Below are 15,975 nucleotides of genomic sequence, written 5' to 3' on the forward strand. Positions count from 1 at the left end.
CACCTGCGGCTGTGCCACCGGGTGCGCGGCGCCGGGCTAGGCTCACCCGGGTGGAGGACGCGAGGAAGGGCCGCGGCGTGGCCGAGCCGGGATCCGGGGAACTGCCGGACGGGCGGGCCCGGCCCAGGACCGGCAAGAGCGAGCAGACCAGGGCGCTGATCCTGGAGACCGCGATGCGGCTGTTCCAGGAGCGCGGCTACGACAGGACCACCATGCGGGCCATCGCCCAGGAGGCCGGGGTCTCGGTCGGCAACGCCTACTACTACTTCGAGTCGAAAGAGTTGCTGCTCATCTCCATGGCCGAAGCGATCACGTGCCCGACCTGCCATGGCACGGGGAAGATCCTGCCTCCCCCGACTGACTCGCGTGAACACCAGTCGCCGGACGAGAAACCCGGATCAACCGGGACGGCGGGGCCTGAGCACACGGACCGTGCCGGAACATCGTCAGGCGCTCCCGGCGACGATGATGAAGATCGGGTAGAGCAGGCCGAGGCATCCGGTGACGAGACCAACGGCGGACCGGCCACGGTTGAGTTTGCTGGTCAGACCGAGGACGCCGAAGGTGACGGCGAGGCTGCCGGTGAGGAGCGGGATGGCTATGCCGAGGAACCCGGAGAGCACGGCGGTCAGTAGCGTGACGACGCCGAGGACGAGTGCGACGGGCCCGTAGAGGCTCGCGGGGCTGTCGGCCCCGTCAGGGGTTCCAGTGACCATGTCGGGGCTCCTCGCTGTTCGGCACCAACGCCGTCCGACGCGCGGGAATCGTGTTCCCGCAACGCCCATGCTGGCACCGTCCGTGGCCGCATCGGTGCGTAACGCGGGCGTGGATGCCGTGAGATCAACCTCACGTACGGTCGATGAGCCGGGGCTCAACACGGCCCGCAGCCGCGAGTTCGTCCGCCGCTCCGCCCGCTCGTCGCCCGCGTCATCGGCCTGTCCCGCTACCGGGTGTTCCGCCCGCTGGTGCGCGACGCCAAGTCCCTCATACAGGACTTCATCCTGCCGACCATGGGCCGGTCCGTGCCCAAGGCGGCACCCGCGTCCGCGCCCAAGACGGCATCCAAGGCGGCATCCAAGGCCGCGCCCGGATCCGCGTCCTAGGTGGCGGGTCGGGCCTGATCGCGGACGCAGGCGCGCGGGCCGCGCGCTGGTCACCGTGATGGAGCAATGCGCGGGGCGCCACGGGGGAAGCGGAGGCGGCTGCCGCGGACGTTCACCCAAATGCCACGTCGCGGTGGATATGGGGTGTCGTTGATGAGGGTGTGACGATGCCTGAACGCCCCCTCCCTCTCCTCGCCGTCGCCGCCGACGCCGCCGCGGAGCGCCGGCCGCCGGTGGCCGGAGCGGGGCCGCGACCGCGTAGATCCGTCCTCGACAAGCAACGGGAGGGTGCGGCGGCCCGGTGTGCCGCGGACGGCGGCGGGGACTTCGGGGCGGGTTCCTGCCGGACACCGCTGGAGGAGTTGCTCGCCGCCATCGGGCGGCTGGAGACCGACTTCCGGCTGCGCTGGGACGCGGCGGAGTTGGGGGTCGCCGGATGAGGCGGGCACCCGGGGATCCGGGAACACGGCCCGCGCGGGCGGCTCGCCGTCCGTGGGAGGCGGCGCGGGCCGGGCGGTGCCCGCATGTATGAGCACGACGAGTTGTACGGACCGCCGACCGTGCGGTTCCACGGGGTGCCCGCGGACGGGCCGCTGGAGGAGCCGGCGCCGGACGGCATGCAGGCCACCACGGGGCTGGTCGGCGGGCAGTGGGACATCGACGCGGAGTTCGAGCAGCTCTTCCGGCGGCCGGAGCCGCCGGTGGAGGAGCCGCCGATGGTGGCCGCGCCGGGCCGGCCCGCGCCTCACCGCAAGCGGCGGCCGCACCGGCTGCGCCAGATGGTCAAGGGGCTGCGGGTGCCGTGGGTGTCGGTGGTCAGCTTCTGCATCGCGCTGGCCACGGGCACGATCGCCTGCGTGGTGAGCCTGCTGGGCGCGATGGTCTCCTACGATCCGCTGCGGGTCCTGGCGTACCCCACCGCCCACAACCTCGCGTCCTCCTGGCCGCTGCTGGTCTACGGGCCCTGGCTCGCGGGCTGCCTGTCCGTGCTGCGGGCCGCGGCGCACCAGCGGCACGTGAGGGCGGCGTGGGGGGTGGTGACGGCGTTCTCGGCCGTGGCCGTCGTCCTGTGCGTCGCTGCCGCGCCCAGGACGCCCACCGCCATGGCCACCGCGGGACTGCCGCCGGTAGCCGCTCTGGCCTGCTTCCACCTGCTCTACCGTCAGGTCACCCTGGTCCACCCCCGCCACGCCAGGCTGCCGCGCCAGCGCAAGCACTGACCGCGTCGCGGACCGCGGTGGGGGCCGGGCGTCACGGCGCCCGGCCCCCACCGGGGTCTCACCTGTCGCGGGGTGTCAGTACGGGCGGTTCCTGCGCGGCCCGGGCGGGACCGCCGTCCGCGCCCGCGGTCGCGCCCTCGTCCGTACCGCCCGACGGGGGCTCCCCGGCCCGGCCCTCGCGGCGCAGCGCCAGCAGCCCCCGTACCCCCAGGAGCCCGATCGCCGTCCCCAGCAGGAAGGACACGATCGCCAGGGTCAGGTGGATCCAGAAGTACGCGGTGGGGTGCGCGTGCGAGCCGTTGTGGAAGGCGAGCCCGCTGCTGTCCTTCCAGAGGTTCTTCACAAAGGTCGTCCATACGATCCACGACCACACGCCGAAGGCGGCGAGGAACCAGGAGACGCGGCGGCTGAGCTTCATACGCCCCAGTATGTGCGGTGGGCCGGAGCGGACGGGAGCGGGGGGCCGGGGTTTCCGGGGCGCGGGCGTGCCAAGGCTCACCCGAACGGGGAGCGCCCCGGGTGACCGGGACCACGGGTACGGCAGGTAGGTTCTGCGAGTGCCCAAGTCCGTACGCACCGTTGCGACCGCCCGCGCCACAGGCGCCGGGTCCGTCCGTACAGCCGTCCGTACAGCCGTCCATGCCGTCCGCGGCACCCATGCCGTCCGTGGCGCCCGTCTGTCCCGCGGGGTCCGCACCGCGCTCGCGGGGTCGGTGACCGCCGCGCTGCTCGGCGGCACCGTGCTCGCCGGGACGGCGTCGGCGACCGCGTTCGAGCACCCGAAGGACACCAAGACGCCGCCCAGACCGCCGGCGCACATGTCGACGGTGGGCGGCGACCGGCTCGGGCTGCCCGGCACCCAGGTCGCCGCGGCGCCCGGGGTGCCCGCCCTGCCGGCCCGGCTCACCGCGCGGTCGTGGATCGTGGCGGACGCCGAGACCGGCGCGATCCTGGCCGAGCACAACGCGCACTGGCGGCTCGCCCCGGCAAGCACGCTGAAGATGCTGTTCGCGGACACGGTGCTGCCCAGGTTTCCCAGGTCCGAGGTGCACAAGGTGGCGCCCTCGGACCTGTTCGGCATGGGCGAGGGCAGCAGTCTGGTCGGCATCAAGGAAAACCTCACCTACACCGTCCGCGACCTGTGGCTCGGTGTGTTCCTGCGGTCGGGCAACGACGCTGTGCACGTGCTTGCCCACATGAACGGCGGCGTGCCCAAGACCGTGGCCGACATGAACGCCGAGGCGCACGAACTGCAGGCGGACGACACCCATGTCGTCACCCCTGACGGCTACGACGAACCCGGCCAGCTCAGCAGCGCCTACGACCTCACGCTGTTCGCCCGCCAGGGTCTGCAGAACCCGGACTTCCGCGAGTACTGCTCGACGACGAGCGCGCAGTTCCCCGGCGACTACAAGAAGGGCAAGGCCGGCAAGCCGACCAAGGTCCGTGACCACTTCGCCATCCAGAACACGAACCGCCTGCTCAGCGGGGACTACGACCTGTCCCCCTACCAGGGGATAGCGGGCGTCAAGAACGGCAACACCACCAACGCGGGCGCCACCTTCACCGGCGTCGCCCAGCGCGGCGGCCGCACCCTGCTGGTCACGGTGATGAACCCCAAGCCCGAGCACGACCTGGTCTACCGCGAGGCCGCCTCGCTGCTGGACTGGGGCTTCAAGGCGGCTCCGGTCGTCCAGCCGGTCGGCACCCTGGTGCCGCCGCTGAGCAAGCTCCCGCACCCGACTGCCACGTCGACCGCCTCGTCGGGCACCCGCGTCGGCGGCAAGGGCACCGAGGCCGCGATCACCACCTCGTCGTCCCGGGGCGGCCTGTGGACCGCGCTGGGAATCGCGGGCGGCACGGCGGTGGTGCTCACCGCGGTGATCATCGTCGTACGGCGCCGGCGTCCGCTTCCGTCCGCGGGCGGAACCATCGGTGACTACCGCCGCCGCTCCGGTGGGCGGCGCGGTCGTGGTCGTCGCCGCCTGCCGCCCGTATAGCCGCCGCCACCCGCCTGACGACGGCCCTTCCCACTCCGGCACCGGGCAGCGTCCTGGGGCGCGGGGGCTTCGAGGGGGCGCCCGGTCCCTTGCCGCCGCCCTGACCCGCGCCCCTGTCGTCCTTGCGGCCGCCGTCCGTGCGGCCGCCGCCGCTCCTGCCCCCGCCGCCCTTCGCGCCCTTCCTGCCCCCCTTGTGCCCGCGGCCGCCGGGCTCCTTGGTGCCGGGTTCTTGGGCGCCGGAGTCCTTGGTCTCCGTCTCCTTGGTGCCCGTCCCCTTGGTGCCCGTCTCCTTGGTGTCCGATTCCTTGGCGCCGGACTCCTCCCCGCCCCCGCCGACCAGCGGCAGGTCGGGGGCGTCGAGCACCGCGTCCTCCGCGTCCTCGGGCGCGTGCCGCGGGGTCGCCGTCCAGGCGGCGCAGAAGAGCAGCAGCTTGGCCATGAAGTTGAACCAGATGAGGAGGGCGACAGGCGTACCGAAGGCCCCGTACATGCTCTTGCCCGCCACTTGTTGCAGGTAGCTGCTCATCAGCACCTTCAGCACCTCGAAGCCCACAGCTCCGATGAGCGCGGCGACCACCACCGAGCGCCGCGGAGGTTCGACGCCGGGCAGCAGCGTGAGCAGGTACAGCAGGATGAGGAAGTCGGCGATGACGGCGATGGCGTAGCCGACGAGGGTGAGCAGGATCCGGCCCGGTCCGTGGCTGCTGAGGTCCGCCTTGTCGGCTGTCCAGTTGACGGCTGCGGTGGCGAAGAGGGAGGCGCCCAGCGAGATCAGCGTGGCCGCGCCCAGGCCCAGCAGGACGCCGCCGTCCATGAGCTTGCCGACGAAGGGGTTGCGCTCCTCGTTGTCCTTGCCCCACACCGCCCGCAGGCAGTCGCGCACCGAGCCGACCCAGCCCATGCCGGTGACCAGCAGCAGCAGACCGGCGATGATCCCGACCGTGCCGGCGTTGGCGACCAGGCCGTGGATGTCGATCTGCTTGGAGATGCCGGGGATCTGCTGGCTGATCTTGTTCTCCAGCGTGTTGAGCTGCTTCGGCGAGAGGAGGGCCGCGCCTATGGCGGCGGACAGGGCCAGCAGCGGGAAGAGCGCCAGGAAGCTGGTGAACGTCATGGCCGCGGCCAGCCGCGACCAGTGCACCGACTGCAAGTGCGCGAAGGCACGCCATGCGTGCGTTCGCATCAGCCGCGCCACGCGCGGGCCGATCCAAGGCAGCCGGGTCAACCAGTCCATGGCGCTCGGCTACCCCCCTTCGACCCGGACACGCTCGCCCGGCGCGCCCCGATCGGGTGAGGGCCCGTTGAAGACAAGGGTGCGGGTCCCCCAGAACCGAAGGAGCGTGGCCAGGGCCATGCCGACCCCGGCGCCGGAGACCACGTCGGCGCGCTCGGAGCCGAACCCGAGGACGTAGTGCGACAGGCCCAGGCAGAGAAGCTGCACCAGGGCTCCGGCGACGTTGACGGCGAAGAAGAGGCCGTACTGCCGGACACGCCCGGCGCCATGGCCGCGGCCGCGATACGTGCCCAGGGCGTTGCCCACGTAGGCGATCGCGCAGGCGCCCAGGAAGGACAGCGACTTGGCGGTGAGCGGGCCGAGGCCGCAGGGGCCCCGCAGCCATACGAACAGGCCCAGGTCGACGCCATAGGCAGCGCCGCCGGCCATGGCGAAGCCGAGGACCTCCGACAGCGTGGGGCGGGCGGCGCGCACCACTCGCCCCCTCAGGTGTCGACCACGGCGAGTACGTACAGGGCGCCCCACGCCATCCCGATGACGACCAGCGCGCCGTCGCGCAGCACCAGGTCCTCGGGCGCGCCCGCGGCGCCGGAGTCCGCGAAGACGGCGTAGCGCAGCACCGAGAGGATGAAGGGCACCATGGACAGCTGCCGCCACGGCAGCCACCCGTGCGGCGCGGCGCCGGTCTCCATCGCCCACAGGCAGTAGGCGAGGACCGCCACCCCGGCCGCGAGCTGCCAGACGAACCGCAGGTAGCCGGGGGTGTACGAGCCCAGCAGGGCACGCGAGGCGCGCAGGTCCGCGCCCTCGGCGGCGGCTTCCTCGGACATCAGCACGAGCTCGGAGTAGCGCTTGGCGGCCACCATGAACAGCGCGCCGAAGCCCGAGGTGACCAGGAACCAGCGGGACAGCTCGATGCCCAGCGCCAGGCCGCCCGCCATGGACCGCATCAGGAACCCGGTGGTCACGATCACCAGGTCGATCACCAGGAGGTGCTTGAGCCACACGCAGTAGGCGAGCTGCATCACCACGTATCCGGCCAGCAGGGCGGCGGTGTTCGGGTTGCAGGTGACGGCGGCGACGGCGGGGGCGAGCACGGCGAGGCCGCCGCCCGCCGCATAGGCCGCGGGTACCGGGACCTGGCCCGAGGCGACCGGCCGGGCGCGCTTGACCGGGTGGGCCCGGTCGGCCTCCGCGTCCCGGGCGTCGTTGATCAGGTAGACGGCGGCGGCGCAGGCGGTGAACAGCACGAAGACCAGGCAGAGCCGGAGGATCTCGCCCGTGGACAGCAGTCTCGCGGCGGCGAAGGGCGCGGCCAGGACCAGGCCGTTCTTGACCCATTGACGCGGGCGGGCGGTCCGCAGCAGGCCGGCGGCCAGGGCGTACGAGCCGGGGACGGACTTGTCGAGGGCGGCGGCGCCGGGCTCAGCCATGGCCGCCACCGGCTTCCGCGATGCGTTCGGGCAGGGCCCACGGCCGGCCCAGGCGGGCGGCCGCGGCTCCCAGCAGGACGCCGAAGGCCACGTCGGAGGGGTAGTGCACGCCCGCGACCAGGCGGGACAGGCACACGCCGACGGCGAGCGGGCGGAAGGGGACGCGGGGCGCCAGCGCGGTGAAGGCCACGGCGGCGGCAGCCGAGGAGGCGGCGTGCGAGCTGGGGAAGCTGTGGCGTCCGGCGGTACGGACGAGGGGTGCGGACGGCCGCGCCCCGGGGCGGGGGAGGCAGGGGCGAGGACGACGGAAGAAACGTTTCAGCACCATGCTCGCGACGTGCGCGCCCGCCACCAGCGCGCTCGCCCGCAACCAGGCGTCGCGCCGCCCGGCGTCCAGGCACGCCCCGCCCATTCCGGCGGCCAGCCACACCCCCGCGTGCTCCCCCGCCCGGCCCAGTTCCCGCGCCACCGCGGCGACCCCGGGAGCGTCGCCGCAGGCACGGAAGGCGTCGAGAAGCCGGCGATCGGCCTCCCATATGGCCTCCCTGGCTCCCCTGACGTCCCTGGCCGCCTTGGCCGCCTTGGTCACCTTGGTCACCTTGGTCACCTTGGCCGCCGGACGCCTGAGCGGCGGCGGGACCGGCGGACGCGAGGCATCGGGCGGCCCGCCGCCAAGGACTCCGGAGCCGGCAGCGGCGGCACGGGCCACGGCGCGGGTCGGCGTACGGGGCGCGGAAGAGGCCGGGGCACGGCTCGGCGTACGGGGCGCGGAAGAGGCCGGGGCACGGCTCGCGGCAGGGGCCGCCGAGACACGGGGCGTGGCAGGGGTCGTCGCAGTGACCGTCGCAGGGGTCACGGGGGCCGCCCCCGTGGGAGCGGTGGCGGCGTCGGGACAGCGCATCGGCGGGCTCCCCTCACACATGGACACACAGGGTTCGCACATGGTCGAAGCGCCCTTTTCCGGACGAGGAGTGCTTACCGTGCCCCCGTGATCAACACGCCCTCCCCGCTCATCCGTTCGGGTGACAAATGCCGTATATGCCCCGAGTAGGGGGCACCGGGCGATACGGTCGCAGACATGTCCGTATCCGCCGCCACGGCCACCCGCCTGTCCGGCTGGGGCCGCACCGCCCCGACCGCCGCACGGCTGCTGCGCCCCGGTTCGTACGAGGAGGCGGTCGAGGCGGTGCGGGCGGCCGCCGACACCGGCGGCCGGGGGCTGATCCCCCGCGGCCTCGGGCGGGCTTACGGGGACGCGGCGCAGAACGCCGGCGGCGCGGTCCTCGACATGACCGGCCTCGCCCGCGTCCACGAGATCGACGCGGTCAACGGGCTGGTGGTGTGCGACGCCGGGGTGTCGCTCCACCGGCTGATGGAGGTCCTGCTGCCGCTCGGCTGGTTCGTTCCCGTCACACCCGGGACCCGGTTCGTGACGGTCGGCGGCGCGATCGCCGCGGACATCCACGGCAAGAACCACCATCTGTCGGGGTCGTTCACCCGGCACGTGCGGGCCCTGGAGCTGCTCACGGGCGACGGCGAGACCCGGCTGGTCACCCCTGAGGACGAGCCGGAGCTGTTCTGGGCGACCGCGGGCGGGATGGGCCTGACGGGTGTCGTCCTGGCCGCGACCCTCCAACTCCTCCCGGTCGAGACGTCCCTGATGACCGTCGACACCGAGCGGGCCGCCGACCTGGACGACCTGATGGCCAGGCTGTCCGCGACCGACCACCGGTACCGCTACTCGGTGGCCTGGGTCGACCTGCTGGCCCGCGGATCCAGGACCGGGCGCGCGGTGCTCACCCAAGGCGAGCACGCGCCCCTCGACGCCCTGCCGCCGCGCCTGCGCGCGACCCCGCTCGCGTTCCGCCCCGGCACCCGGCTGCCCGCCCCGCCGCGCGCCATGCCCGGCGGCCTGCTCACCCCGGCGAGCGTCGGCCTGTTCAACGAGGTGTGGTACCGCGCGGCGCGGGAGCGGCGCGGCCGGCTGCGCCGGCTCTCCTCCTTCTTCCACCCCCTGGACGGCGTCCCGCACTGGAACCGGATCTACGGACCCCGCGGCTTCGTCCAGTACCAGTTCGTCGTCGGCCGGGGCCAGGAGGAGACGCTGCGCGGGATCGTGCGGACGCTGAGCACGCGGCAGTGCCCGTCGTTCCTCGCGGTGCTCAAGCGGTTCGGCGCCGGCGACCCGGGCTGGCTGTCGTTCCCGATGCCCGGCTGGACGCTCGCCCTGGACATCCCCGCCGCGCTGCCCGGCCTCGGCTCCCTGCTGGACGAGCTGGACGAGCGGGTCGCCGCCGCGGGCGGCCGTGTCTACCTCGCCAAGGACTCCCGGCTGCGGCCCGAGGCGGCGGCGCGGATGTACCCGCGGTTGGCGGAGTTCTCCGCGCTGCGGCAGCGGTACGACCCCAAGGGCGTCCTCACGTCGGACCTGGCGCGGCGGCTCGGGCTCTGACGGCGCGCCCGCGGCCCGGCACCATACGAGGGAGGCACGGATGAAGGACGCCTTCGGGGCGCCGCAGTCGCTGCTGGTGCTCGGCGGCACCTCCCAGATCGGGCTGGCGACCGCCCGGCGGCTGGTCGCGCACCGCACCCGTAACGTCTTCCTGGCCGGCCGCCCCTCACCGGAACTCGACGCGGCCGCCGCGGAGTTGCGGGGCCTCGGCGCCGCGGTGCGGGTGGTGGGCTTCGACGCCCTGGACCCCGGCCCCCACGAGGAGGTCCTGGGCAAGGTGTTCGCCGAGGGCGACGTGGACGTGGTGCTGCTCGCCTTCGGGGTGCTCGGGGACCAGGCCCGCGACGAGACCGACCCGGCCGCGGCGGTCCGGGTGGCCGCCACCAACTACACCGGCGCGGTGTCCGCGGCCCTCGTGTGCGGCACCGCCCTGCGCCGCCAGGGCCATGGTTCCCTCGTCGTGCTCTCCTCCGTGGCCGCCGAACGCCCCCGGCGCTCCAACTTCCTCTACGGCAGCGGGAAGGCCGGTCTCGACGCCTTCGCCGTCGGCTACGCCGAGGCGCTGCGCCCCGCGGGTGTCCACGTCCTGGTCGTCCGCCCCGGCTTCGTCCGCACCCGTATGACCGCCCACCTCCGCCCCGCCCCCTTCGCAGTCGCCCCGGAAGCGGTGGCCGAGGCGATCGAGACCGCCCTGCGCCGCCGCACCGAGCTGCTGTGGGTCCCCGGGCCGCTGCGCTACGTCATGGCGGCGGTCCGCCACCTGCCCCGCCCGCTCTTCCGCCGGCTGCCGTTCTAGGCGGGCGCGGCTTCACCGTGGACAGCAGCTCGCCGGTGCGCGGGTGGCGGGCGGTAAGGTCCATCGCGCAGAACGCGCCGTCGTGGACGCGCGGCGCCAGGCGGTCACCTCCGATGGATCGGCATCGGTCCCGTCCACGGGCCTCAGACGTGGAACTCCGGCGGGAAGCCGGTCCAACGGAGATCGGCGGGGAGGTGGCCGGTGTCGTTGAAGACGAGGACCGCCGGGGGGCGGTCAGGTGCGTAGCGGATGACGGTCAGGGCCGCGTTGGCATGGTTGATGCCCAGCCATCGCCACTTCGGCGCGTCCAGGGCGGCTCGGACGAGCCAGCCGACGAGGAAGTTGTGGGTGACGACGAGCTCGTGCCGCGGTTCGTCTCCGACGACGGTCCCGGTGAACTCTGCGAGTGCCGCTGCGGCGAGCCCGGGGCCCTGCTCGCGTTCCTCGGCCGTGAACTGGTGCAGGAACTCGATCCAGGCGTCCGCTGCCTCCGGCGGCAGCTCCTCGCGTGTCGGCAGGTAGGGGAGGTAGTCGCCGGCCGCTTCGGAACGACGGCAGGGAACTCCGTCGAGCCGCTCACCGACCAGCCGGGCGGTCTGTTCGGCACGGGCGAGAGGGCCGTGGTGTATCGCCGCCAGCGGGACACCGCGGAGCCGCTCCCCCAGCAGGGCGGCCTGGCGGCAGCCCGCATCACTCAATTCACTCTCATCCGGCGATGCCTCGGCGTGGCGGGCGAGATACAGGTAGCGGGCGGTCCTACCCGGCATGGATGCGTCCTTCCACCAGTCCACAAGATCGACTTCGTGGAAGGACGCCGACCCGCCCGGACCGGTTCCACGAGGGGGGAGTCGGGCTCCGAGCCGGGTCAGCGCAGGACGCCGGCGACCGGGCCATGGCGGGTGGCCCGGGCCCTCCGGGGGCCGGGTGGGCCGGGTCAGAGGCGGGAGGCCGTCCGGATCCCCTGCTGCTGCGGAAGCGCGGGCCGCTCCTCGCCGCCGAACAGGAAGTCGCGCATCCGGCGCCAGACCCCGTCGCCCGGGTCCTGCTCGTACAGGGCGAACCCGGAGGCGGTCCAGGCCGCGCTGAACTCGGCGAGCTCCCGCTGCGCCCGGTCCATGGCGGCGTCCGCGATCCCGTGCGCGACGGTGACGTGAGGGTGGTAAGGGAACTGCAGCTCGCGGGCGACGGGCCCGGAGCGCACCCGCTCCTGGAGGTCGGCGCAGGCGGCGCCGCCCTCCGCGACCCGTACGTAGACGACCGGTGTGAGCGGGCGGAAGGTGTCGGTGCCGTGCAGCCGCATGACGAAGGGCCGCCCGGCCGCGGCGACCCTGGCCAGGTGCAGCCGGAAGGCCGGCAGCTCCTCGCCGGGCACCTCCGTCGGGGGCAGCAGGGTGATGTGCGTCGGGATGCAGTACGCGGCCGGATCGCCGAAGGCCGCCCTGGACTCCTGGAGCAGCCGCCCGTACGGCTCCGGGACCGCGATGGACACGCCGATGGTCGTGACACCCACTGCGTACACCCCTTCCCCAGGTCGCAAAGGCGGCCCCGATCACGGGGCCTGTTTCAGTGTCGCGCGCAACCGGGCGTACCGGACAGCGGCGTACGTCACAGCGGACGTACCGCCCGTTCCCCGTCGCCGATCCGCCGTTCCTCCCGCTCCCCCGCCCTTTCCCCCGCTTCTCCTGCGTCCCCGTTCCCGTTCCCGTCCCCGGTGCGAACCGCCGGCTAGTGCTTGGCCGGCAGGAAGCCGATCCGGTCGTACGCGGCGGCCAGCGTCTCGGCCGCCACGGCCCGCGCCTTCTCGGCCCCCTTGGCCAGAACGGAGTCCAGTGTCTCCGGATCCCCCAGGTACTCCTGCGTACGCTCGCGGAACGGTGTGACCCACGCCACGAAGATCTCCGCGAGGTCGGTCTTGAGCGCACCGTAGCCCTTGCCCGCGTACCGGTCCTCAAGTTCGGCGATTGTGGTGCCGGTGAGTGCGGAGTGAATGGTGAGCAGATTACTGATGCCCGGTTTGCCCGCTTCGTCGTACCGGATGACGGTGTCCGTGTCCGTGACCGCGCTCTTGAACTTCTTCGCCGAGACGGACGGCTCGTCCAGCAGGTTGATCAGGCCCTTCGGGGTCGCCGCCGACTTGCTCATCTTCGCCGTCGGGTCCTGGAGGTCGTAGATCTTCGCGACCTCCCTGACGATGTGCGGCGCCGGCGTCCTGAACGTCTCGCCGAAACGCTGGTTGAACCGCTCGGCCAGGTCCCGGGTCAGCTCGATGTGCTGCCGCTGGTCCTCGCCCACCGGCACGGTGTGCGCCTGGTACAGCAGGATGTCGGCGACCTGCAGGATCGGGTACGTGAACAGGCCGACGGTGGCGCGGTCCGCGCCGTGCCGCGCCGACTTGTCCTTGAACTGCGTCATCCGCGACGCCTCGCCGAAGCCGGTCAGGCAGTTCATCACCCAGCCGAGCTGGGTGTGCTCGGGCACGTGGCTCTGCACGAACAGCGTGCAGCGGTCCGGGTCCAGGCCCGCCGCCAGCAGCTGGGCGGCGGCCAGCCTGGTGTTCGCCCGCAGCGCCACGGGGTCCTGCGGCACCGTGATCGCGTGCAGGTCGACGACCATGTAGAAGGCGTCGTGGGTCTCCTGCAGCGCCACGTACTGACGGATCGCGCCGAGGTAGTTGCCCAGGTGGAAGGAGCCGGCGGTGGGCTGGATGCCGGACAGGGCACGGGGACGGTCGAGGGCCATGCCCTCATTCTCTCAGGTCGGGGTCCCGCTCCCACACCCCCGAGAGGATGCCTGTGGACAACCGCGAGGGCGTGCCGGGGTGAGGTTTCAGGCCGGCGCGGGCGAGCGACCATAGAGGCGGGGGCACCACCCATGCCCCCTGCCCGGCCTCCTGACGCACAACGAACGGAGTACGCACGTGACGACGATCCCCGGCTCCGCCGCGACCGGCGCGACCACCGAGACGGGCGCAGGTACCGCCACCGACCGCCAGATCGCGCGGGCGGAGGCGTACAGCGCGCACAATTACCACCCGCTGCCCGTCGTGATCGCCTCCGCGGAGGGCGCCTGGGTGACGGACGTCGAGGGGCGCCGCTACCTCGACATGCTCGCCGGGTACTCGGCGCTCAACTTCGGCCACGCCAACCCGCGGCTGATCGCCGCCGCCAAGGCGCAGCTCGACCGGGTCACGCTCACCTCCCGCGCCTTCCACCACGACCGCTTCGCCGAGTTCTGCGCCGCGCTCGCGCAGCTGTGCGGCATGGAGATGGTGCTGCCGATGAACACCGGCGCCGAGGCGGTGGAGACGGCGGTCAAGACGGCGCGCAAGTGGGGCTACCGGATCAAGGGCGTGCCCGACGGCAGGGCGAAGATCGTGGTGGCCGCCGACAACTTCCACGGCCGCACCACCACGATCGTCTCCTTCTCCACCGACCCGGACGCCCGGGCCGACTTCGGCCCCTACACGCCGGGCTTCACCGTCGTCCCGTACGGCGACCTGGCCGCCCTGGAGGCCGCGGTCGACGACGACACCGTCGCCGTCCTCCTCGAACCCATCCAGGGGGAGGCCGGCGTCCTGGTGCCGCCGCCCGGCTATCTGTCCGGCGTCCGCGCCCTGACCACCGCGCGCAACGTGCTGTTCATCGCCGACGAGATCCAGTCCGGCCTCGGCCGCACCGGCCGCACCTTCGCCTGCGAGCACGAGTCGGTCGTGCCCGACATGTACGTGCTGGGCAAGGCGCTCGGCGGCGGTGTCGTCCCGGTCTCGGCCGTGGTCTCCTCCCGCTCCGTGCTCGGCGTCTTCCGGCCGGGCGAGCACGGCTCCACCTTCGGCGGCAACCCGCTGGCCTGCGCGGTCGGCCTGGAGGTGATCGCCATGCTGCGTACCGGCGAGTACCAGCTGCGCGCCGCCGAACTCGGCGCGCACCTGCACGCCGAGCTGGGCACGCTCACCTCCTCGGGTGCGGTCACCGCCGTGCGCGGCCGCGGCCTGTGGGCGGGCGTCGACATCGCCCCCTCCCTCGGCACCGGCCGCGCCGTGACCGAGCGCCTGATGACCCACGGCGTCCTCGCCAAGGACACCCACGGCTCCACCATCCGGCTGGCACCGCCCCTGGTCATCTCGAAGGAGGACCTGGACTGGGCGCTGGCGCGGCTGCGCACCGTCCTGGGCGTCTGAGCGCGGGCCGGGCCCGCCGCCTATGCCGCGACCGGGCCGGCCGCCGCATAGGACGCCGATACAGGGCGGCGGCGCCTGTCCGCGGTCCGCGCGTGGCGGCGGGAGGCGGCCGTACGGTCCGGCCCCCACGGCCCGCCCGTGCGGTCCGGCCTCTTGGAAGCCATAGAGTCGGGGCGTGGTGACCGGAATGCTCAGCGCGCTCGGCGCGGCTGTCTGCTTCGGGGTGGCGACCGTGCTCCAGGCGGTGGCCACCCGCGCGGCGCAGCCGGGCAGCGGCTCAGGCGTGGACCCGCGGCTGCTGGTGCGGGCCGTCCAGGAGTGGAAGTACGTGGCGGGGCTGGCGCTGGACGCGGCCGGCTTCGCCCTGGAACTGGTCGCGCTGCGCTCGCTGCCGATCTACGCGGTGGGCGCGGCGCTGGCCGCCAGCCTCGCGGTGACCGCGGTGACGGCCAGCCGGCTGCTGGGCGTCCGGCTGGCGGCCCGGGAGTGGGGGGCCGTGGGCGCGGTGTGCGGCGGGCTGGCGCTTCTCGGCCTGTCCTCGGGCGGCGAGGGCGGCGGCCACGGCGGTACGGCCCTGCGCTGGGGCACGCTGGCCGCCGCGGCGGCGGTCCTGGCGGCGGGCGCTCCGGCCGGCCGCCTCACGGGTCGCGCGCGGGCGGCGGTCCTGGGGCTGGGCTCCGGCCTGGGCTTCGGCGTCGTCGAGGTGGCCGTCCGGCTCGTCGACGGCTTCTCCCCCTCGTCCCTGTTCACCAACCCCGCCCTGTACGCCCTGCTTGTCGGCGGCGCCGCGGGCTTCCTGCTCCTGACCTCGGCCTTCCAGCAGGGCTCGGTCACCGCGGCCACGGCCGGCATGGTCATCGGCGAGACCGTCTGCCCGGCCCTGGTCGGCGTCCTCGCCCTGCACGACCGCACCCGTGACGGCTGGGGCCCGGCCGCCGTCCTGGGCTTCGCCGCCGCCTTGGCGGGCGCCCTCGCCCTGGCCCGCTTCGGTGAGGTCGGCCCCGTGCCCCGGCCGCCGGACGACGGGCCTACTCCTCCAGCGGCGCCGGCGACATCCGGCACGTCACACCGATCCGGGTCCACGCGTTCATCGTGACGCACATGGCGATCAGGCGCGGGAGCTCGTCCTCGTCGAAGAGGCGCGCCGCCTCGTCGTAGGTGGCGTCGGGCACCCCGTGGTGGCCGAGGTGGGTGACCGCTTCGGCGAGGGCGAGGGCGGCGCGTTCGCGGGCGGTGAAGAAGGGCGTCTCGGGCCAGACGGTCATGGCCCGCAGCTTGCGCCCGGGGACGCCGAGCGCGAGGGCGTCGGTGCTGTGCTTGTCGACGCAGAAGGCGCAGCCGTTGAGCTGGGCGACGCGGACCCGGACCAGTTCGCGCACCACCGGGTCCAGGCCGTGGGCCGCCGCCCTGTCGAGGGCGAACATGGCCTTGTAGAAGTCGGGGGCCTTGTCGTTGAGGTCGATCCGGCGCGGCGGGGCCGGAACAGGGGCGCCGGCGGCGCCGGAGTCGGTGCCGGTGCCGGTGCCGGAGTCGGTGCCGGTGTCCTGGAGAGTCGTCATG

Annotated in this window: 15 protein-coding genes and 3 pseudogenes; 9 read left to right on the forward strand and 9 right to left on the reverse strand. The window is 73.7% G+C overall.

Going from position 1 to position 15,975, the window contains the following annotated elements; translation table 11 throughout:
- Positions 1 to 101: 101 nt before the first annotated feature.
- The 4 genes and pseudogenes from K7G61_RS17455 to K7G61_RS17470 form a co-directional block, all read left to right on the forward strand.
- Positions 102 to 288: pseudogene (locus K7G61_RS17455) on the forward strand (helix-turn-helix domain-containing protein); the annotation flags it as partial.
- 662 nt (positions 289 to 950) lie between these two features.
- On the forward strand, positions 951 to 1,103 hold the full coding sequence (locus K7G61_RS17460; protein WP_225847798.1) for a hypothetical protein: 153 nt from the start codon (positions 951 to 953) through the stop codon (positions 1,101 to 1,103).
- Between the two features lie 167 nt (positions 1,104 to 1,270).
- Entirely contained in the window at positions 1,271 to 1,543 is a 273-nt protein-coding gene (locus K7G61_RS17465; protein WP_225847799.1) for a hypothetical protein, read from the forward strand.
- An 84-nt stretch (positions 1,544 to 1,627) separates the two neighbouring features.
- On the forward strand, positions 1,628 to 2,323 hold the full coding sequence (locus K7G61_RS17470) for a hypothetical protein (RefSeq protein WP_225847800.1): 696 nt from the start codon (positions 1,628 to 1,630) through the stop codon (positions 2,321 to 2,323).
- Positions 2,324 to 2,501: 178 nt separating this feature from the next.
- Here K7G61_RS17470 and K7G61_RS17475 read toward each other — a convergent pair.
- A pseudogene (locus K7G61_RS17475) lies at positions 2,502 to 2,741 on the reverse strand (SCO4848 family membrane protein); the annotation flags it as partial.
- Positions 2,742 to 3,000: 259 nt separating this feature from the next.
- Here K7G61_RS17475 and K7G61_RS17480 point away from each other — a divergent pair.
- On the forward strand, positions 3,001 to 4,323 hold the full coding sequence (locus K7G61_RS17480; protein WP_263984521.1) for a D-alanyl-D-alanine carboxypeptidase: 1,323 nt from the start codon (positions 3,001 to 3,003) through the stop codon (positions 4,321 to 4,323).
- A gap of 310 nt (positions 4,324 to 4,633) precedes the next feature.
- On the opposite strand, the pseudogene K7G61_RS17485 reads toward K7G61_RS17480, so the two are convergent.
- The 4 genes and pseudogenes from K7G61_RS17485 to K7G61_RS17500 form a co-directional block, all read right to left on the reverse strand.
- Positions 4,634 to 5,557 (reverse strand): annotated as a pseudogene (locus K7G61_RS17485) (YihY/virulence factor BrkB family protein); the annotation flags it as partial.
- A 9-nt stretch (positions 5,558 to 5,566) separates the two neighbouring features.
- Positions 5,567 to 5,986, reverse strand: coding sequence for a GtrA family protein (locus tag K7G61_RS17490; protein WP_225847966.1), 420 nt, complete (start codon positions 5,984 to 5,986; stop codon positions 5,567 to 5,569).
- 56 nt (positions 5,987 to 6,042) lie between these two features.
- The gene (locus K7G61_RS17495) at positions 6,043 to 6,990 is read right to left on the reverse strand and encodes a decaprenyl-phosphate phosphoribosyltransferase (protein WP_225847802.1); all 948 of its coding nucleotides are present in this window, start codon (positions 6,988 to 6,990) and stop codon (positions 6,043 to 6,045) included.
- A complete protein-coding gene (locus K7G61_RS17500) occupies positions 6,983 to 7,528 on the reverse strand; it encodes a phosphatase PAP2 family protein (RefSeq protein ID WP_225847967.1) in 546 nt (181 codons plus the stop codon). Before K7G61_RS17500 ends, K7G61_RS17495 begins: the two co-directional genes overlap by 8 nt.
- Before the next feature lie 540 nt (positions 7,529 to 8,068).
- Here K7G61_RS17500 and K7G61_RS17505 point away from each other — a divergent pair.
- Positions 8,069 to 9,442 (forward strand): FAD-binding oxidoreductase, encoded by a 1,374-nt coding sequence (locus tag K7G61_RS17505; protein WP_225847803.1) that lies wholly within the window; start codon positions 8,069 to 8,071, stop codon positions 9,440 to 9,442.
- A gap of 40 nt (positions 9,443 to 9,482) precedes the next feature.
- On the forward strand, positions 9,483 to 10,238 hold the full coding sequence (locus K7G61_RS17510; protein WP_225847804.1) for a decaprenylphospho-beta-D-erythro-pentofuranosid-2-ulose 2-reductase: 756 nt from the start codon (positions 9,483 to 9,485) through the stop codon (positions 10,236 to 10,238).
- A gap of 143 nt (positions 10,239 to 10,381) precedes the next feature.
- On the opposite strand, the gene K7G61_RS17520 is transcribed toward K7G61_RS17510, so the two are convergent.
- From K7G61_RS17520 to trpS, 3 genes are all read right to left on the reverse strand, one after another.
- The gene (locus K7G61_RS17520) at positions 10,382 to 11,005 is read right to left on the reverse strand and encodes a histidine phosphatase family protein (protein WP_225847805.1); all 624 of its coding nucleotides are present in this window, start codon (positions 11,003 to 11,005) and stop codon (positions 10,382 to 10,384) included.
- Positions 11,006 to 11,172: 167 nt separating this feature from the next.
- Positions 11,173 to 11,748: a 2'-5' RNA ligase family protein gene (locus K7G61_RS17525; protein ID WP_225847806.1), complete on the reverse strand. Its 576-nt coding sequence runs from the start codon at positions 11,746 to 11,748 to the stop codon at positions 11,173 to 11,175.
- 215 nt (positions 11,749 to 11,963) lie between these two features.
- Positions 11,964 to 12,977, reverse strand: coding sequence for a tryptophan--tRNA ligase (trpS, locus tag K7G61_RS17530; protein ID WP_225847807.1), 1,014 nt, complete (start codon positions 12,975 to 12,977; stop codon positions 11,964 to 11,966).
- Between the two features lie 187 nt (positions 12,978 to 13,164).
- On the opposite strand from trpS, the gene rocD reads away from it, so the two are divergent.
- Together rocD and K7G61_RS17540 are read left to right on the forward strand one after the other, a co-directional pair.
- Complete coding sequence (rocD, locus tag K7G61_RS17535; RefSeq protein ID WP_374204159.1) at positions 13,165 to 14,415, forward strand: ornithine--oxo-acid transaminase; 1,251 nt, start codon at positions 13,165 to 13,167, stop codon at positions 14,413 to 14,415.
- Positions 14,416 to 14,602: 187 nt separating this feature from the next.
- Positions 14,603 to 15,511, forward strand: a complete 909-nt coding sequence (locus K7G61_RS17540) for a hypothetical protein (protein WP_225847969.1) — start codon at positions 14,603 to 14,605, stop codon at positions 15,509 to 15,511.
- Here K7G61_RS17540 and K7G61_RS17545 read toward each other — a convergent pair.
- On the reverse strand, positions 15,444 to 15,974 hold the full coding sequence (locus K7G61_RS17545) for a carboxymuconolactone decarboxylase family protein (RefSeq protein WP_225847808.1): 531 nt from the start codon (positions 15,972 to 15,974) through the stop codon (positions 15,444 to 15,446). The two genes, K7G61_RS17540 and K7G61_RS17545, sit on opposite strands and share 68 nt — an antisense overlap.
- Position 15,975 lies beyond the last annotated feature (1 nt).

Source organism: Streptomyces sp. HPF1205, from assembly GCF_020400825.1.
Classification (GTDB): Bacteria; Actinomycetota; Actinomycetes; order Streptomycetales; family Streptomycetaceae; genus Actinacidiphila.